We start from the raw sequence: 17,484 nt of genomic DNA, 5'->3' as shown, positions 1-17,484 counted from the left end.
TATTGCCTCGTTTACAACTCGGTGTTTAGCACTACGCGTTTCTCGTGCAGGCGATGCTGAATTGATATCATTATGCCTAAAGGACGCGTATTTTATATGACCTATCTTGTCTAGCCAAGTATAGATTTTAACTTTCAAAATGTGGATCAATACAGAGTGTTTTAAGCAAACATCTGTTTTTATATGCGTTACAATGCGCAAAGACTCAATTAAGTGGAATATGGCATGAAAAACAAGGCTCTGATAGTCGGTGGTGGCATGGTTGGTGCAGCGTGTGCTGTTAAGCTAGCGAAGCAAGGTGTTGACGTAACCATTATTGAACATTCTCCCATCTCACCTGATGCAATACTCGCAAGTGATAAGGTAGATATTCGCGTTTCTGCTATCAATCGCTTTTCCGAGCAGTTACTAGATGAGCTTGGTGCTATGCCTGTGTTAAGAAGCACCAGAGCCGCGGTTTACAAGCAGCTAGAAGCCTATGAGGATAAGCCAGGGCAATTGATATTTGATTGTGAAGCGCTAAACGCCTCGCACTTAGGACACTTAATTGAGAATAACCTCATTCAAGCAGCATTGTGGGAACAGTTTGAGGAATTTGATATCAAAGTGGTTTCACCAGAGGGGATCCCAAAGCGCATTGTTCATAATGAGGATTCCGTGACGGTTGAGTATCAAGCAGCATCCTTTACCACCGATTTGTTAATTGCAGCTGATGGTGGCCGTTCTATCGTCAGACAAATGAGTGGCATAGGCGTGACGGGGTGGCAATATGAGCAACATTGTATGGGGCTGCTGATTAAACTCGACGCGCCGCAGCAAGAAAAAACATGGCAGCAATTTAAGCCATCAGGTCCCATTGCCTTTTTACCTATGCAGTATCCGTATGCCAATCTGATTTGGTATGACAACGGCAATAAACTCAATTTACTTAAGCAACTAGATAAGCAGGCGCTAAAACAAGAAGTAAAAGCTGCATTTTTTGAGCTACCCGGTGACTTTGAGATTGAAGAAGTGGCGGTTTTTCCTTTAGCAAGGCAACATGCTAACCAATACGTGAGCGAACGAGTGGTATTAGTAGGAGATGCAGCTCATACCATTAATCCGTTAGCAGGGCAGGGAGTAAATCTTGGCTTTAAAGACGTAGCGGCACTTGCCGAAGCGATTGAGGCAAAAGAAGATATTGGTGACAGCAGTGCACTACATCATTACGAGTCAAAGCGTAGGAAAGACAACCTCTTGATGATGAGTATGATGGATGCGTGTTATTTTGGCTTTTCGAATCAAGTAACACCGTTAAAGCATTTGAGAAATCTGGCGCTGAATGTGGCGAATAAAGCTGGGCCGATAAAAACAGAAGTGCTTAAGCACGCCATGGGAGGAGTTGGTTTTTAATCTTTGTTCTCTACACTGAGCGTGTTATACCAATTTACTTAATTAAGTGATCTTTTTGAAGGAGCAAGTATTAAGATAAATTGGTATTACTGCACGCTTCATTATTTAGTGCCGAGATTATCTCATCAGTGTTAGCTTATCGACGACATACATCAAGGTATTAATATCAAATTTGCCATCTAGCCTTAATAACCAATCACTGTTGGGCTGCAAAATGTAAGCAGTTTGAACCCCTGAAGGTCTGATAGAAGAAAAAATATGTTTTGCTCCGTGAGTAGCGGTAAATACATTTGCTTCGTCTATAACGCCAAGCTCAGCACTGACTTTCTGCATGTCTTCACTCTGTATATCAAACGTACCATTGAAAGCTCGTGTCATAAACTCAAGAGGTGTTAAATCGTACTTGTTAGGTAGACCAGCAAGCGCGGTAGCGCCAGTTATCCAGCTTAACGTTAGTTCAGAAGAGTTGTCGCGAATCACAACTGAGTAGGTATCGTTAGTAAAAGTTTGGAATGAAACTTTATTTGCCTGCTCCGAGGGCTGACAGTAGCTAAAATGCTTGAGTGCTATTTCTATGTGTGATGGAGAGCAAATTGAGCTAGCCCTCGCTTCTACAAAGCTAGGTATACTGAAAATGATTAATGAAAATAAAAGAAATAAAGACTTTAGCACTTTCTTTCCTAACACGGAGAAAGTATAAAAGTAACATTAGGAAAATGAGCTAGGAATGAATAAAGAGGAAATAAATTGTTACTAAATGGTGCGGAAAGAGAGACTTGAACTCTCACATCCGAAGATACTGGAACCTAAATCCAGCGCGTCTACCAATTCCGCCACTTCCGCACAGTAGATATTTTATTTGTAGCTAACATCTCAAAAAGAGATGGCTGGAGTACCAGGATTTGAACCTGGGAATGGCGGGATCAAAACCCGCTGCCTTACCGCTTGGCGATACTCCAGCAATAGAGGTAAGTTCAAATCTTATTTAGCCCAGATTTGAGTTAGGCTACCTTACCGCTTCCAATTCGTGTCGAGACGATACCCAGCAATAGAGGTAAGTTCAAGCGTTTGAGTTCTACTTGAAAGAACATGGTGCGGAAAGAGAGACTTGAACTCTCACATCCGAAGATACTGGAACCTAAATCCAGCGCGTCTACCAATTCCGCCACTTCCGCATTTGTAAATGGTGGCTATGCCCTGATTTGAACAGGGGACCCCATCATTATGAGTGATGTGCTCTAACCAGCTGAGCTACATAGCCATTGGCTGGAGTACCAGGATTTGAACCTGGGAATGGCGGGATCAAAACCCGCTGCCTTACCGCTTGGCGATACTCCAACGAAAATTTGATTGTTTTAGTTCCAATCGAGAACATGGTGCGGAAAGAGAGACTTGAACTCTCACATCCGAAGATACTGGAACCTAAATCCAGCGCGTCTACCAATTCCGCCACTTCCGCATTTATTATCTAGAGTATATTGGAACCTAAATCCAGCGTCTATTTCAAGACATCTGCCAATTCCAAAACTTTAGAAATGTGGCTGGAGTACCAGGATTTGAACCTGGGAATGGCGGGATCAAAACCCGCTGCCTTACCGCTTGGCGATACTCCAACGAAAACTCAAATCTAACTTAAATTGTTGAACCCAGGATTTGAATCTGGGGGTGGATGAGTGAGGGATCAAAACCTCTCTCTTCTCTGCCTTACCGCTTGGCGATACTCCAACGAAAATTTGATTGTTTTAGTTCCAATCGAGAACATGGTGCGGAAAGAGAGACTTGAACTCTCACATCCGAAGATACTGGAACCTAAATCCAGCGCGTCTACCAATTCCGCCACTTCCGCACAGTAGATATTTTATTTGTAGCTAACATCTCAAAAAGAGATGGCTGGAGTACCAGGATTTGAACCTGGGAATGGCGGGATCAAAACCCGCTGCCTTACCGCTTGGCGATACTCCAACGAAAATTTGATTGTTTTAGTTCCAATCGAGAACATGGTGCGGAAAGAGAGACTTGAACTCTCACATCCGAAGATACTGGAACCTAAATCCAGCGCGTCTACCAATTCCGCCACTTCCGCACATCTTTTAGCATTAGTTATTGGAACCTAAATCCAGCGTCTATATTAAGACAACTGCCAATTCCATTACTTACGCATATTTTTTGCGTCAACAAATCGATGAGTTTTGGTAGTAGTTAAAGCATGGTGGCTATGCCCTGATTTGAACAGGGGACCCCATCATTATGAGTGATGTGCTCTAACCAGCTGAGCTACATAGCCATCTCTTTAACTTCTCATCATCGCTGATGCGGGGCGTATTATGCGTATATGCCCCCAAGCCGTCAACACCTTTTTTGCAAAAAATCTGCTAACACAGTTTGTTTGCAGATAAATTAAGCGAAACGGCTTGTTTTTATATCAAATCATGCGGGGCAATTGCAAATTTTTAACAAAACCTGTGAATTTTTATTCCTTTGAAGTCTATAACTTACTCTGAAGAGCAAGGTACTTATTTGATTAAAAAGCAGAGTTGATAAAACTAAAAAGGAGCCGAAGCTCCTTTTATTGAAATAGCGTGTAGTAACTATAGTTACACATTAAATAAGAAGTTCATCACATCGCCATCTTTTACGATGTATTCTTTACCTTCTTGACGCATTTTACCTGCGTCTTTCGCACCAGATTCACCACGGAACTCGATATAATCATCAAAGCCGATAGTCTGCGCACGAATAAAACCACGTTCAAAGTCTGTGTGGATTTTACCAGCAGCTTGAGGTGCTGTCGCGCCAACAGGGATAGTCCATGCACGCACTTCTTTTACGCCAGCTGTAAAGTAAGTTTGCAGTTTCAACAACTCATAACCACCACGGATCACGCGGTTTAGGCCTGGCTCTTCTAAGCCTAAGTCATCCATAAACTCTTTCTTATCTTCTTCTTCAAGTTCAGAAAGTTCAGCCTCAATTGCTGCACATACAGGGATCACAACCGCGTCTTCTGCTGCTGCAATTTCACGTACTTTGTCTAGGAATGGGTTGTTTTCAAAGCCATCTTCGTTAACATTGGCGATGTACATAGTTGGCTTGATCGTTAAAAAGTTTAGGTAGCTTATTGCTGCCGCTTCTTCTTTATTTAGCTCAAGTGAGCGAAGCGTTAAGCCTTCGTCCAAGTGCGCTTTTACTTTTTCAAGTACAACAAGTTCAAATTTCGCGCCTTTATCGCCGCCTTTCGCTTTCTTCGCGTTACGTAAAACCGCGCGATCAGCAGTATCCATGTCTGCAAGTACCAGCTCAGTGTTGATAACATCAATGTCTTCAGCAGGATCGATTTGACCAGCAACGTGAACGATATTTTCATTTTCAAAACAGCGAACTACGTGACCGATAGCATCCGTTTCACGGATGTTTGCCAAAAATTGGTTACCTAAACCTTCGCCTTTTGAAGCGCCTTTTACCAAACCGGCAATATCCACAAACTCCATTGAAGTTGGGATAGTACGCTGAGGATTTACAATTTCAGCTAGCTGGTCAAGACGAGCATCTGGTACTGGTACTACACCGGTATTCGGTTCGATAGTACAGAAAGGAAAGTTTGCGGCCTCAATGCCCGCTTTAGTCAACGCATTAAATAAAGTAGATTTACCTACGTTAGGTAAACCAACAATGCCACATTTAAAACCCATAGTGTTTATTCCTAAATTTCTACCGTATTATCTCAAGCACGCATCATGGCGAACGAGAAGCTTAGGTATTACTCAATCAATCGCAGCAGTGAACTGTTACGGTTTAAATGAATGTAGTCGATTTTGCGCTTTTAACACACCGTCTTTTGCGAGTATTTCCATACATCGGACTGCTTCATCCACAGCGGCATCAATTTTCTCTTGATCAGCTTGTGGTGCTTTGCCTAAAACCCACCCCGTGACTTTGTCTCTGTGTCCTGGGTGACCAATACCAACGCGCAATCGCATAAATTCTTTGTTATTTGCCATTTTAGCGATTATGTCTTTTAAGCCATTGTGACCGCCGTGACCACCACCTTTTTTGAGTTTGGCGATACCGGGTTCTAAATCCATTTCATCGTGAGCAACAAGAATGCTCTCGACGGGGATCTTATAAAAATTGGCAAGACTCGCGACCGCTTTACCACTTAAGTTCATATAAGTCGTAGGGATCAGCAATTTAAACTCTTGATTATTGATGAGCACTTTGCCGGTGAGGCCGTGATGTTTAGCGTCTGGTTTTAGGAGGCAGTTGTATCTTCTGGCTAGTTCTTCGATAAACCAAGCGCCAGCGTTATGACGGGTGTTTGCGTATTCGGGGCCTGGATTTGCCAGGCCCACAAGCATTTGAATATTATTCAAGGTGTTAACACCTGAACAATTACTCAGCTGCGTCTTCAGCAGACTCTTCAGCAGGAGCTGCTTTAGGAGCGTTTACTGAAACAACCGCTTGGTCGTGATCTGCACCTTTAGCAAGTTCAACTGAAACAACGCCAGCTGGAAGCTTGATATCAGATAGGTGTAGAGTTTCGCCAACAGCTAGAGTCGCTACGTCAACTTCGATGAACTCAGGAAGTCTTGCTGGAAGACAAGTGATTTCAATTTCAGTTAGTTGGTGAACGATAGTGTTGCCACCTTTAGTTGCTTTCTCTTCGTTGATGAAGTGAACAGGAACTTTAGTGTGAAGCTTTTGAGAAGCATCAACGCGTTGGAAGTCTAAGTGAGTGATCTTAGGCTTGTACGGGTGACGTTGCATATCTTTAAGAATTGCTTCAACAGACTCACCGCCAATGTTTAGCGTTAGGATGTGAGTGTAGAAACCTTCGTCTTCTTGCGCTTTCAATACTTTGTTGTGATCAAGAGTTAGTGAAACTGCATCTTTACCAGCACCGTATAGGATTGCAGGAACTTTGTCAGCGCGACGTAGGCGGCGGCTCGCACCAGTACCTAGGTCAGAACGTACTTCAGCGTCTAATTTGTATACAGACATGGATGTCTCCAAAATAATTTAAGTTAATGTGTCAGAGAGCTCGCGACCAAGCTCCCTGCCTAAAAAAGGCGCGCCAATATACCACTAACGCACCTGCAATGAAACCTATAAAACAAAAAAAGCACCAGAGGTGCTTTTTGGCTAATCAGTTTTGGTGCCGATTAGTGTTGAAACATCGCAGAGATTGACTCTTCGTTGCTGATACGGCGGATAGTTTCGGCCATCATATCTGCAAGTGTTAGTACTTTGATGTTATCAAGCGCTTTCAATTCATCAGAAAGTGGAATTGAATCAGTCACGATAACTTCATCGATAACTGAGTTGCGTAGATTTTCCGCAGCATTGCCCGAAAGTACTGGGTGGGTTGCGTAAGCGAATACGCGTTTTGCACCATGCTCTTTAAGTGCTGCTGCTGCTTTACATAAAGTACCGCCTGTATCTATCATGTCATCGACAATGATACAGTCACGACCAGCAACATCACCAATGATGTGCATAACTTGAGAAACGTTAGCCTGTGGACGACGCTTATCAATGATCGCTAGGTCTTTATCATCTAACAGTTTTGCAATCGCACGAGCACGAACCACACCACCGATATCAGGTGAAACTACTACTACATCTTCGAACTTACGCTCTTTCATGTCTTCGATTAGCACTGGGCTACCGAACACATTGTCAACAGGTACGTCGAAGAAGCCTTGGATTTGTTCTGCGTGTAGGTCAACGGTAAGAACACGGTCAACACCTACGCTTGAAAGGAAGTCTGCAACAACTTTAGCAGTAATTGGAACACGAGCAGAGCGCACACGGCGGTCTTGACGTGCGTAACCGAAATAAGGAATAACGGCTGTGATACGACCAGCAGATGCACGACGTAGCGCATCAACCATGACGATTAACTCCATTAAATTATCATTTGTAGGAGCACATGTTGATTGGATGATGAATACATCTGAACCACGAACGTTTTCGTTGATTTGAACGCTAATTTCACCGTCGCTAAAACGGCCAACAACGGCATCACCTAACTCAATAAACAAACGTTTTGCAACTTTTTGAGCTAGCTCAGGTGTTGCGTTACCAGCGAAGAGCTTCATGTCGGGCACGGTAGGGTTCCTCAGGCACTGAATTTTTTGGACTAACATGCAATGACCATGAAATAAAAAAGTCAAAACAAGCTAACTTAAACAATTTACTTCTAGTTTTGCCAAGCGCGCAATTGTCGATGACAAATTGACTCACTTGTATTTTGGGCAATAAAGCCCTGCCAAGATGAAGGTAGAGTTTCGAGCACACGCAGCGCTGCCTCACGATTTTCAAACTCCGCGAAACAACAAGCTCCAGTACCAGTCATTTTGGTTGGTGCATATTTTAGCAACCACGCGAGGGTCTTTTCAACCTCGGGGTAAAGCTTTTTGACAAGAGTTTGACAGTCGTTGCCCGTATCCGAGAGTTTCCAACCGCTTTTTAGCTTAGGCGTATTGCGTGGTAAATCTGGGTGAGTAAAGACTAACGCGGTGCTGACATGAACAGGTGGGGCAACCACCAAATACCATTTTTGAGTGATGTCAATTGGCTCAAGTTGCTCGCCAACGCCGTGGGCTACAGCTGTTTTACCTTCAACAAAAACAGGCACATCGGCGCCTAGATGGAGACCGAGTTTTGCAAGTTCTGGGATAGTAAGCTGACATTGCCACAGCGTATTGAGTGCCAATAAAGTTGTCGCGGCATCGGACGAGCCACCACCAACACCTCCACCCATGGGAAGCCGTTTATTTAACTGAATATCGACACCAGCAGTTATTTTTTTATAGGGCTCAAGAATTTTGGCGGCTTTATAAATGAGGTTATCTTCAAGTGGAATACCTGCGGTGTCACCACAAATGACGATTTCCTGCTGGTTACTGGTTAGCGTAAATGCTAATTCATCACCAAAATCTAAGAAAGTAAATAAAGTTTCTAGTTCATGGTAGCCGTCTTCTCGACGGCCATTGATATGCAAAAAAAGATTTAATTTTGCCGGAGCGCTTAGCGTCAATGTCTTCATTTAAACTGCCATGAAGTGATTAATACTTTGACCTCAATATTGGTCGACAAGAGTTTCATGCGGCTAGGCAGCCACATTCCGTCTTGCATTTTATATTGTTGATAGGTGATTTGCCACACTCGGCCAGATGGGCTTTGCCACTGTGCATTGCTTATTCTGCCAAGATCATCAAGTTCACTGGCTGGTGCTTCAACTAAGCCCGTTAGCCATTGAGGGGCTTGATTGACCGGAAGAGAGAGACCACTTAAACGCTTAACCAAATCGCTACTGTCCATGCCTTTATGGACATTGTCTTCAAAGGTCAGCTCCGAATGTGTGTCTAATTCTTCTAGCTCGAATATGCGGGTGCCCACAAAACTGGTTAAAATCAGATTTTGTTTCTCTTCTTTTAAATACCAATTAAAGTTAGCTGATTGACGATTGTCTGGGGCAATAAATGCAAGTTTACCTCTCGCTTGCCAATTTTTTTGTTGTGTTAGCCTAGATTGCCAGTCTTGTGCTACGTTTTGCTGAGGTAATTGTTGCGCACAACCGGTTAAAATTAATAAAAATATGAGTAAAATCAAATGAAGTTGTCTCAAAGGCCTTTCCTTACTTTCCATATTCGATTGATTTTTGGTAAAATTGCCGGCTTTAAAGCAGGGCTCGAGCAATACTGGCATCTATGACCATCATCGCACTTGGTATCAATCACAAAACCGCGTCTGTAGAATTACGTGAAAAAGTGGCGTTTTCTCCAGAACAGCTTACAGAAGCATTGCACCAACTCCAACATTCTTCGCAGTTTAAAGAATCTGTGATTGTGTCGACCTGCAATCGAACCGAGATCTATTGTAGCCTTGAGTCTGCTGATCCCCAAGCACTACTCGGTTGGTTGTCAGATTTTCATAACATAGAGCAACGAGACTTAACAGAAAATGTCTATGTGCATATGAATCAGGATGCGGTGAACCATTTAATGCGAGTTGCCTGCGGTCTTGATTCATTGGTGTTAGGTGAGCCACAAATTCTTGGCCAAATTAAACAAGCTTTTAGTACGGCCAAACAACACCATGCAATTCAGCCAACATTTGAGCGTTTATTCCAAAAAACTTTTTCGGTGGCGAAGCAAGTGCGCACCGAAACCGATATTGGTGCAAGTGCTGTCTCAGTGGCGTATGCCGCTGTTAATTTAGCAAAGCATATTTATGGTCAATTGGATAAAACTCAGGTCTTGTTAATTGGTGCCGGTGAAACAATAGAGTTAGTTGCTAAACACTTATCGCAGCATAATCCAAAGTCAATCACAGTCGCGAACCGCACAATTGAGCGCGCACAAAACCTAGCAAAAGAAGTTGGCGGCAGTGTTATTTCACTGGCACAGTTACCAGATGCGCTACCAAGTGCAGACATTGTTATTAGTTCAACTGCGAGCACCTTACCAATTATCGGTAAAGGAGTGGTCGAGCAAGCGCTTAAAAAACGTCGCCATAAACCAATGTTATTTATTGATATCGCGGTGCCTCGCGATATCGAAAGCCAAGTGTCAGAGTTGGATGCTGCATATCTTTATTCAGTTGATGACCTGCAGGCGATAGTCAATGAAAACTTGGCCAGTCGAGAACAAGCGGCCATTGAAGCGCAGCAGATCATCGATGTACGCACGCAAGAGTTTTCCGAGTGGCAACGTTCGCTGCATTCAGTGGATGTGATTAGGCAGTATCGCCAAAGCGCGCAAGAAATTAAAAATGAGCTCGTGGACAAAGCACTAAATCAGCTACAATCGGGCAAAGAAGCAGATAAAATTATTATTGAATTAGCAAATAAGCTGAGTAATCGACTAACACACGCACCAACACGCGCCATTCAAGAGGCTGCGAAAGAAGGCGATATAGATAAGTTAGCGCAACTCAAGCAAACATTAGGTATTGAGCAGGAATAACGTGTAAATGAAAGAGTCTGTATATCGTAAGTTAGAAACCTTAGTAGAGCGCTATGAAGAAGTTCAAGCGATGCTAAGCTCGCCTGAGGTGATTAGCGATCAGAACCGCTTTCGCGCCTTGTCAAAAGAGTTTTCAGAATTGGAAGACGTAGTTAAAGCGTTTACAGCCTACCAGCAGGCTCAGGAAGACGTCGCAACTGCTGAAGAAATGCTAAAAGACTCAGATCCAGACATGCGTGAAATGGCACAGGAAGAGTATAAAGAAGCAAAAGCTGCCATTGCTGCGCTTGAAGATGACCTTCAAGTATTGATGTTACCCAAAGATCCAAAAGACAATAACAACGTATTCTTGGAAGTGCGTGCGGGAACTGGTGGTGATGAAGCCGCGATTTTCGCTGGTGATTTATTCCGTATGTATAGCCGCTATGCAGAAACGCAAAAGTGGCGTGTTGAAATCGTGAGCGCTAACGAAGGCGAGCACGGTGGCTATAAAGAAGTTATCGCTAACATTAGTGGCGACGGTGTCTATGGCAAGCTTAAGTTTGAATCTGGCGCTCACCGTGTACAGCGTGTGCCTGAAACGGAATCTCAAGGCCGTGTTCACACCTCTGCATGTACGGTTGCCGTGATGGCAGAGATCCCAGAGGCAGAAGCAATTGAAATTAATCCATCTGACCTAAAGGTGGATACTTTCCGTGCTTCGGGCGCAGGTGGTCAGCACGTAAACAAAACCGATTCTGCTATTCGTATCACTCACTTGCCGACAGGCGTTGTGGTTGAATGTCAGGACGAACGTTCACAACATAAAAATAGAGCGAAAGCGCTGTCTGTACTAAGTGCGCGCTTACAGCAAGCAGAAGATGAAAAACGTGCAGCAGCAGAAGCTTCTGAACGTCGTAATCTAGTAGGTAGCGGTGACCGCTCTGAGCGTATTCGTACTTACAACTTCCCGCAGGGCCGTATTACCGATCACCGTATCAACTTGACGCTATATCGCCTTAATGAAGTGATCTCCGGTGAGTTGGGTGCTGTTATCGATCCGCTGGTTATTGAATATCAGGCTGATCTATTAGCAGCAATGAGCGAAAGCGATTAATGCCAACACTTAACATTGCCCAAGCCGTTGCTTGGGCAACCTCTGAGTTGTTACCACACTCCGAGTCAGCAAAGCTCGATAGCGAAGTGTTATTACTCCATGTTATCGATAAAAACCGCACTTATCTCTTTACTTGGCCCGAAGCTGAGCTTTCTACACTAGAGCAGCAGCAATTCGAAGAATGTATTGCACGCCGTGTTACGGGAGAGCCTGTCGCACACATCACAGGTCAAAGAGAATTCTGGAGCTTGCCTTTAAAAGTGAACAACAGCACGCTTATTCCAAGGCCTGATACTGAGACTCTGGTTGAGCATGTTTTAACTCTCAGCATGCCAAATGACGCTCAGGTGCTAGACTTAGGCACAGGTACTGGCGCGATTGCACTGGCGTTGGCGAGTGAATATCCAGCTTGGCAAATCACCGCAGTAGATGCTTCAGCAGACGCCGTGGCGCTTGCAAAGTCGAATCAATCTCAGTTGGGCTTTAAAAACGTGTCGATTTTGCAAAGTGATTGGTTTAGCGCAGTTGCAGAGCAACAGTTTGATTTGATTGTGAGTAATCCACCTTATATTGATGAAGCCGATCACCACTTATCACAAGGAGATGTGAGATTTGAGCCGCTTAGCGCGCTGGTCGCGGATGACCATGGCTATGCGGATATTTTTCATATCATCAGGACGGCTAAGCTATATCTGAACTCGGGGGGATATTTGCTACTTGAACATGGCTTTGAGCAAGCAGATAAGATCCAACAGTTTTTTGCAGAAATGGCGTATATTAATATACTTACAATAAAAGATATGGCAGGGTGTGATAGAGTGACGTTGGCAATGTTGCCGTAAAGTCACGAACTCACACGAAAGTTAGGCGCTTCAATAGGATCCGCAATATGGATGATTTTTTGTTTTCAGACGAACCCGCTGACGTAGTTGAACCTGAAAAAGTAGGCACTTGGAAGGTTATTATTGTCGATGATGAGCCCGAAGTGCATGCAGTGACAAAATTAGCACTGAGTGACTTTGAGTTTCAAAAAAAGCGTCTGGAATTTATTAGCGCTTATTCGGGTGAAGAAGCAAAGAAAATCGTCGATGCCAATCCCGATGCTGCGGTGGTATTGCTGGATGTTGTCATGGAAACCGACGATGCTGGCTTGCAGGTCGCAAAATACATTCGTGAAACCGCCAAAAACAATCATATCCGTATCATTTTAAGAACTGGTCAGCCGGGCCAAGCGCCTGAGCGCCAAGTTATCGTGAACTACGATATCAACGACTATAAGTCAAAAACAGAACTCACCGCGCAAAAGCTCTTTACTGTCGTCATGTCGAGTTTACGTTCATATCGTGACATTCTCGCCATCGATCAATCAAGACAAGGGCTTGAGAAAATCATTAAAGCCTCCCGTGATATTTTTGCTACTCATTCAATTGAGAGTTTTATTGAGGGGGTGTTACAGCAACTTACGTCGCTGATAGGTACGGTCGACCAAGCTATGTATGCAACGTCACTTGCGGCCGGTAAAGAAGCTGGCCAAACGAACGATCAACTGGTTGTATTTGCAGGGCGTGGAGAGTTTGAAAGTAGCGAAGGTAAGCCGATTTCTGAAGTGCTTAGCAGCGATCAAATGGATGCCTGCTTAAAAGCACTACAAGATAAAGACATTGTATATAAAGACAATTATCTATTTGCCTATTGCTCCAGTGACTATAACCACGCCTCAATGCTATTTGTGTCTGGTATTCCTGAATTCTTAACCGAAACTCAGCGTCATTTAATCGATATTTTTGCCCAGAATATGCAATTGGCGTACGAAAATGTACAGCTACAAGCCGAGATTGAAGATACCCAGCAAGAACTGGTGATCCGTTTAAGTGAAGCGCTTGAGCTTCATTCCACAAATACCGGCAATCATGTTAAGCGCGTTGCATATCTTTGTCATACGCTTGCCAAAGAAATGGGTCTTTCTGATAAAGAAGCTGAGCTGGTGAAAATGGCGTCACCACTGCACGACGTGGGTAAAGTTGGTATTCCTGACGCGATTTTAAATAAGCCTAGCAAGCTGGATGACGAAGAGTGGAAAGTCATGCAAACCCATACAGACAAAGGCTTTGACTTGTTAAAAGACTCTCGCCGTGAGATTGTCAGTGCGGGCGCACTAATCGCTCGTGACCACCATGAAAAATGGGATGGCAGCGGTTATCCGAAAGGTAAAAAAGGCGATGAAATACACCTTTATGGTCGCATCGTAGCACTAGCTGATGTGTATGATGCGTTACGCCATAAACGTTGCTACAAAGAGGCATGGAGCCAAGAAGATGCACAAAAAGAGATTACTGCGCAAAAGGGAAAACACTTTGACCCCAAACTCGTGGATGTATTCAACCGTTGTATTAATGAGTTAGAATTGATCCTACAACGTTTCCCTGATTAGAGAATAATATGGATTACATGGCGTTAAAACATACGCACTTACTATTTGTGGTATTGAGCATAGTGCTATTTTACACTCGGGCGTTTTCGCGTTTGGGCTCTGGTAAATTAGCAACAAACAAAGGCGTGTTTATTACCAGCCACAGTGTAGACACTTTGTTGTTAGTTACAGCAGTTATTTTGGCGGTAACGGCGGGGCTCAATCCTGCACAACAACCTTGGCTACTACAAAAAATCGTATTGGTGTTTGGTTATATCGCATTGGGCTTTGTAATTGCAAAAGCAAGTGTTAAAAAGACCAAATATTTGGCGCTAGGCGCTGCAACATTGGTACTAATGGCCATCGCGCACCTCGCCGTGAGCAAACAAGGCTTCTTTGCTTAACCATTTCAATTGGCGCTTGGTTTATCACCGAGCGCTCCTATATCTCCATAATAAGTAAACATTTTTACTATTTCAGCGAACGATAGATTGGTATTACTAAATTTCCCCCCTTGGGAATATGACAAAAAGTGGTAAACTAGTCGTTCTAAATGAAAGCAATTCAAGAGAAACCGAATTCTATGAAGAATGATATCTGGTTAGATGAGAATGACTTATCTCTCGATGACAATTCAGATGCATTTTCCTATCCGCCATTGATCCGTTGTATCAAGGCTGAGCAAAGTTGGGATGCACAAGCTGACACCAATGAAACTTTGTGTCAGTTAGCAGAGCTTGAATTTGCCGTGGATGAAATTCGCCATAAGCATACAAACAATCATAAATGTTTGGATGAAATCTTAGACGCTTTTTATACCTTGTGGCTATTCAGTGGTAGCAGTCAAAAGGTGCCTGAATATAAGCTCAATAGCGTTTGTTACGCACTTTCTATGCGCAGTGGTACCAATACCGCACTGGGTCTTGTTTTAGTGCATCTGCTTGAACGAGCGAAATTAGAGGCCAGTCTTGCCCTAAGCCAAGGAGAGATTGTCGTACACGTCGCTTTTAGCGAGGAAGAAGGTTATGTCATTGAGCCAAGCTCAGGCCACCAGAGCTGGTACATAATTCCAGAAAACGAAAACAACCAAGACAAAGAGCAAGAAAAAGACCAAGAGCCGATGGAGCTTATTTTTAACGAAGAGTCGTTAAAGCTTTATTTGTCTCAGCAAAAATGGGCGTTTATTGCGGCAGAAAAGTTTGGTCACGCGCTAAGTTGCGTCGAGCAGTTGATGGATATCTTAGGCGATGATCCTTACGAACGTCGTGATAGAGGCTATCTACTCAACCAATTAAATTGTCCGAAGATGGCAAAAGACGACTTACAATTTTTTGTTGATGAATGTCCGGACGACCCAACCATTGAAGTGATCCAGCATCAGATCAAAGAGTTGGCCGATCATAATAATATTTTGCATTAAAAATAGTTATATAAAAAATAATAACAGCGAGGATTTATGGAGCAAAGCGCTGCGCTCGTTACCAATAACGCGGTAATTATGGGCCTATTGGCCGTTATTCTGGGATTTGTTTTTTACACATCGAGTCAAAAAAGCGGAGTTTGGGCAAAGTTTTACAAGTACGTGCCAGCGCTGTTGATGTGTTATTTCTTACCATCTCTGTTAAATACCTTTGGTATCGTTGATGGCAACAATAACGATGTTTACACGGTAGCAAAGTATTATCTGTTACCCGCTTGTTTGGTGCTATTGACACTGAGTATTGACCTAAAATCGATAGCGGCTTTGGGTAAAAAGGCGATTATCATGTTCCTAACGGGAACGGTGGGTGTGGTGATTGGTGGCCCAATTGCGCTTTTACTTACTGCTACCTTTATGCCTGAGCTACTAGGTGTAACTGGCCCAGAAGCTGTATGGCGTGGTATGGCCGCGCTGGCAGGAAGCTGGATTGGTGGCGGTGCCAATATGGTGGCGATGAAAGAGATTTACGGCGCAGGCGGAGAAATCTTCACCATCATGGTAACGGTTGATATTGTTGTCGCAAACTTGTGGATGGCGTGCTTGCTCTATATGGCGGCGCGCAATAAAGAAATTGATGCGCGAACCGGGGCGGATACTTCTTCAATCAATCGCCTAATTGACAAAGTACAAGCATTTGAAGCCGAGCACGCAAGAAAACCCGAGCTAAAAGATTTGATGATCCTAGTTGGTTTTGCTTTTGGTGCTACGGGGCTTGCGCATTTTGCTGCGGACTTATTGGTGCCATTTTTTAGTAGCAATTACCCAGAGCTGAAGAAGTTTTCTCTTCATAGCAAACTGTTTTGGATCATTGTTCTCGTTACGACCATAGGTCTGGCACTTTCGTTTACCAAAGCACGTCAATATGAAGCGGTTGGCGCGTCAAAAATTGGCTCAAGCTTTTTATATATTTTAGTAGCAACCATTGGCCTACACATGGATATCACCAAAATTGTTGAGGCGCCTAAATACGTCGTTATTGGTGTTATTTGGATGGCCGTGCATGTTGGTTTGTTATTTATCGTTGCTAAATTAATTAAAGCACCTGTGTTTTATGTTGCCGTTGGCAGTAAAGCAAACATTGGTGGTGCGGCATCTGCGCCGGTGGTGGCTTCGGCGTTCCACCCAGCGCTTGCTCCGGTCGGTGTGTTACTGGCGGTGCTTGGTTATGCCCTTGGTACTTATATGGCTTGGTTATGCGGACAATTGCTTCGTGTAATAGGCAGCTAAAGGATAAAAAATGAATACAGATATTATTAACGTTGCGGGACGAGAAGTTGCAAACGATAAGCCGTTTGTACTGTTCGGTGGAATGAATGTGCTTGAGTCTCGTGATTTAGCAATGCAAATCGCAGAGCATTACGTCGAAGTCACAAGTAAGCTTGGGATCCCATACGTATTTAAAGCGTCATTTGATAAGGCTAATCGTTCGTCAATTAACTCTTACCGTGGCCCTGGCATGGAAGAAGGCTTAAAGATTTTTGAAGAAATCAAAAAGACCTTTAATGTACCGGTGATCACCGATGTACATGAGCCATTCCAAGCAAAACCTGTTGCAGAAGTTGCTGATGTGATCCAGTTACCGGCGTTTCTTGCCCGTCAAACTGACTTAGTTGTAGCGATGGCAGAAACTGGCGCGGTGATCAACGTGAAAAAACCACAGTTTTTAGCGCCACATGAAATGCGTCATATCATTAAGAAAATCAATGAAGCGGGTAATGACAAAGTTATCCTCTGTGAACGCGGCAGTAGCTTTGGTTATAACAACTTGATCGTAGATATGCTGGGCATGGATGACATGAAGCGTATGGCTCCTGTTATTTTTGATGCGACACATGCGCTACAGCGTCCTGGTGGTCGTAGCGACTCTGCTGATGGCCGTCGTGCTCAGGCTGCAGAACTTGCTCGTAGCGGTATGGCACTTGGGTTAGCTGGACTCTTTATTGAAGCGCATCCGAATCCAAATGAAGCTAAGTGTGATGGTCCTTGTGCATTGCCACTGGCTAAACTTGAAGGCTACCTACAACAGATGAAAGCGGTAGATGAGCTAGTTAAGAGTTTTGCGCCACTGGACACCAGCGCAGCTGATTTATAATCTATACCCAAGCGACCTCATAATTAGATGTTGTTTGGGGATTTTACT

The 17,484-nt window shown here is 43.8% G+C and carries 16 protein-coding genes and 11 tRNA genes; 9 read left to right on the top strand and 18 right to left on the bottom strand.

Annotated elements, in window-relative coordinates; all coding sequences use genetic code 11:
* The first annotated feature begins 225 nt into the window (after window positions 1–225).
* Window positions 226–1,392 carry an FAD-dependent oxidoreductase gene (locus tag DS891_RS20890; protein ID WP_174170843.1) on the top strand — a complete coding sequence of 389 codons (1,167 nt, stop codon included), beginning with the start codon at window positions 226–228 and terminating at the stop codon, window positions 1,390–1,392.
* Window positions 1,393–1,509: 117 nt separating this feature from the next.
* On the opposite strand, the gene DS891_RS20885 is transcribed toward DS891_RS20890, so the two are convergent.
* From DS891_RS20885 to lolB, 18 genes are all read right to left on the bottom strand, one after another.
* Entirely contained in the window at window positions 1,510–2,064 is a 555-nt protein-coding gene (locus DS891_RS20885) for a hypothetical protein (RefSeq protein ID WP_174170842.1), read from the bottom strand.
* An 86-nt stretch (window positions 2,065–2,150) separates the two neighbouring features.
* Window positions 2,151–2,235, bottom strand: a tRNA-Leu gene (locus tag DS891_RS20880).
* Window positions 2,236–2,276: 41 nt separating this feature from the next.
* Window positions 2,277–2,351 (bottom strand) — tRNA-Gln (locus DS891_RS20875).
* Between the two features lie 131 nt (window positions 2,352–2,482).
* A tRNA-Leu gene (locus DS891_RS20870) sits at window positions 2,483–2,567 on the bottom strand.
* A 9-nt stretch (window positions 2,568–2,576) separates the two neighbouring features.
* Window positions 2,577–2,653: transfer RNA gene (locus DS891_RS20865), tRNA-Met, on the bottom strand.
* A gap of 2 nt (window positions 2,654–2,655) precedes the next feature.
* Window positions 2,656–2,730, bottom strand: a tRNA-Gln gene (locus DS891_RS20860).
* A 36-nt stretch (window positions 2,731–2,766) separates the two neighbouring features.
* Window positions 2,767–2,851 (bottom strand) — tRNA-Leu (locus DS891_RS20855).
* Between the two features lie 79 nt (window positions 2,852–2,930).
* Window positions 2,931–3,005: transfer RNA gene (locus tag DS891_RS20850), tRNA-Gln, on the bottom strand.
* Window positions 3,006–3,153: 148 nt separating this feature from the next.
* Window positions 3,154–3,238, bottom strand: a tRNA-Leu gene (locus tag DS891_RS20845).
* Between the two features lie 41 nt (window positions 3,239–3,279).
* Window positions 3,280–3,354: transfer RNA gene (locus DS891_RS20840), tRNA-Gln, on the bottom strand.
* Between the two features lie 36 nt (window positions 3,355–3,390).
* Window positions 3,391–3,475: transfer RNA gene (locus DS891_RS20835), tRNA-Leu, on the bottom strand.
* A 124-nt stretch (window positions 3,476–3,599) separates the two neighbouring features.
* A tRNA-Met gene (locus DS891_RS20830) sits at window positions 3,600–3,676 on the bottom strand.
* A gap of 310 nt (window positions 3,677–3,986) precedes the next feature.
* A complete protein-coding gene (gene ychF, locus DS891_RS20825; RefSeq protein ID WP_174170841.1) occupies window positions 3,987–5,078 on the bottom strand; it encodes a redox-regulated ATPase YchF in 1,092 nt (363 codons plus the stop codon).
* Between the two features lie 96 nt (window positions 5,079–5,174).
* Entirely contained in the window at window positions 5,175–5,759 is a 585-nt protein-coding gene (pth, locus tag DS891_RS20820) for an aminoacyl-tRNA hydrolase (protein ID WP_010607356.1), read from the bottom strand.
* 19 nt (window positions 5,760–5,778) lie between these two features.
* A complete protein-coding gene (locus DS891_RS20815; RefSeq protein ID WP_010607355.1) occupies window positions 5,779–6,387 on the bottom strand; it encodes a 50S ribosomal protein L25/general stress protein Ctc in 609 nt (202 codons plus the stop codon).
* Window positions 6,388–6,548: 161 nt separating this feature from the next.
* Complete coding sequence (locus tag DS891_RS20810) at window positions 6,549–7,496, bottom strand: ribose-phosphate pyrophosphokinase (RefSeq protein WP_010370444.1); 948 nt, start codon at window positions 7,494–7,496, stop codon at window positions 6,549–6,551.
* A gap of 92 nt (window positions 7,497–7,588) precedes the next feature.
* Entirely contained in the window at window positions 7,589–8,437 is an 849-nt protein-coding gene (ispE, locus tag DS891_RS20805) for a 4-(cytidine 5'-diphospho)-2-C-methyl-D-erythritol kinase (protein ID WP_174170840.1), read from the bottom strand.
* The gene (lolB, locus tag DS891_RS20800) at window positions 8,434–9,018 is read right to left on the bottom strand and encodes a lipoprotein insertase outer membrane protein LolB (RefSeq protein WP_174170839.1); all 585 of its coding nucleotides are present in this window, start codon (window positions 9,016–9,018) and stop codon (window positions 8,434–8,436) included. Before lolB ends, ispE begins: the two co-directional genes overlap by 4 nt.
* A gap of 83 nt (window positions 9,019–9,101) precedes the next feature.
* Between lolB and hemA the strand changes: the two genes are divergently transcribed.
* The 8 genes from hemA to kdsA all read left to right on the top strand — a co-directional run bounded on the left by hemA (window position 9,102) and on the right by kdsA (window position 17,436).
* Window positions 9,102–10,358 (top strand): glutamyl-tRNA reductase, encoded by a 1,257-nt coding sequence (gene hemA / locus DS891_RS20795; protein ID WP_010370453.1) that lies wholly within the window; start codon window positions 9,102–9,104, stop codon window positions 10,356–10,358.
* A 7-nt stretch (window positions 10,359–10,365) separates the two neighbouring features.
* Complete coding sequence (prfA, locus tag DS891_RS20790) at window positions 10,366–11,454, top strand: peptide chain release factor 1 (protein WP_010607352.1); 1,089 nt, start codon at window positions 10,366–10,368, stop codon at window positions 11,452–11,454.
* Complete coding sequence (gene prmC / locus DS891_RS20785) at window positions 11,454–12,296, top strand: peptide chain release factor N(5)-glutamine methyltransferase (RefSeq protein WP_174170838.1); 843 nt, start codon at window positions 11,454–11,456, stop codon at window positions 12,294–12,296. Before prfA ends, prmC begins: the two co-directional genes overlap by 1 nt.
* 47 nt (window positions 12,297–12,343) lie before the next feature.
* Window positions 12,344–13,885 (top strand): response regulator, encoded by a 1,542-nt coding sequence (locus DS891_RS20780; protein WP_102056258.1) that lies wholly within the window; start codon window positions 12,344–12,346, stop codon window positions 13,883–13,885.
* Between the two features lie 8 nt (window positions 13,886–13,893).
* Window positions 13,894–14,268 (top strand): SirB2 family protein, encoded by a 375-nt coding sequence (locus DS891_RS20775; RefSeq protein WP_029215915.1) that lies wholly within the window; start codon window positions 13,894–13,896, stop codon window positions 14,266–14,268.
* 149 nt (window positions 14,269–14,417) lie between these two features.
* The gene (locus tag DS891_RS20770) at window positions 14,418–15,284 is read left to right on the top strand and encodes a tetratricopeptide repeat protein (protein WP_017217935.1); all 867 of its coding nucleotides are present in this window, start codon (window positions 14,418–14,420) and stop codon (window positions 15,282–15,284) included.
* A gap of 36 nt (window positions 15,285–15,320) precedes the next feature.
* Window positions 15,321–16,571, top strand: a complete 1,251-nt coding sequence (locus DS891_RS20765; protein WP_010607347.1) for a DUF819 domain-containing protein — start codon at window positions 15,321–15,323, stop codon at window positions 16,569–16,571.
* Between the two features lie 10 nt (window positions 16,572–16,581).
* Window positions 16,582–17,436 carry a 3-deoxy-8-phosphooctulonate synthase gene (gene kdsA / locus DS891_RS20760; protein ID WP_010370475.1) on the top strand — a complete coding sequence of 285 codons (855 nt, stop codon included), beginning with the start codon at window positions 16,582–16,584 and terminating at the stop codon, window positions 17,434–17,436.
* Window positions 17,437–17,484 lie beyond the last annotated feature (48 nt).

The organism is Pseudoalteromonas sp. JC28, assembly GCF_013319255.1.
GTDB lineage: Bacteria > Pseudomonadota > Gammaproteobacteria > Enterobacterales > Alteromonadaceae > Pseudoalteromonas.
The sequence above is the reverse complement of the archived record's forward strand: the minus strand, read 5'-3'. Positions and strand labels throughout refer to the sequence as shown.

Excerpts from the sequence above, each read along its gene's own strand:
- hemA (WP_010370453.1), top strand. The coding sequence starts at position 9,102 with ATGACCATCATCGCACTTGGTATCAATCACAAAACCGCGTCTGTAGAA.
- kdsA (WP_010370475.1), top strand. The coding sequence starts at position 16,582 with ATGAATACAGATATTATTAACGTTGCGGGACGAGAAGTTGCAAACGAT.
- DS891_RS20780 (WP_102056258.1), top strand. The coding sequence starts at position 12,344 with ATGGATGATTTTTTGTTTTCAGACGAACCCGCTGACGTAGTTGAACCT.
- DS891_RS20815 (WP_010607355.1), bottom strand. The coding sequence starts at position 6,387 with ATGTCTGTATACAAATTAGACGCTGAAGTACGTTCTGACCTAGGTACT.
- DS891_RS20765 (WP_010607347.1), top strand. The coding sequence starts at position 15,321 with ATGGAGCAAAGCGCTGCGCTCGTTACCAATAACGCGGTAATTATGGGC.
- DS891_RS20775 (WP_029215915.1), top strand. The coding sequence starts at position 13,894 with ATGGATTACATGGCGTTAAAACATACGCACTTACTATTTGTGGTATTG.
- prfA (WP_010607352.1), top strand. The coding sequence starts at position 10,366 with ATGAAAGAGTCTGTATATCGTAAGTTAGAAACCTTAGTAGAGCGCTAT.
- ychF (WP_174170841.1), bottom strand. The coding sequence starts at position 5,078 with ATGGGTTTTAAATGTGGCATTGTTGGTTTACCTAACGTAGGTAAATCT.
- prmC (WP_174170838.1), top strand. The coding sequence starts at position 11,454 with ATGCCAACACTTAACATTGCCCAAGCCGTTGCTTGGGCAACCTCTGAG.
- DS891_RS20890 (WP_174170843.1), top strand. The coding sequence starts at position 226 with ATGAAAAACAAGGCTCTGATAGTCGGTGGTGGCATGGTTGGTGCAGCG.
- DS891_RS20770 (WP_017217935.1), top strand. The coding sequence starts at position 14,418 with ATGAAAGCAATTCAAGAGAAACCGAATTCTATGAAGAATGATATCTGG.
- ispE (WP_174170840.1), bottom strand. The coding sequence starts at position 8,437 with ATGAAGACATTGACGCTAAGCGCTCCGGCAAAATTAAATCTTTTTTTG.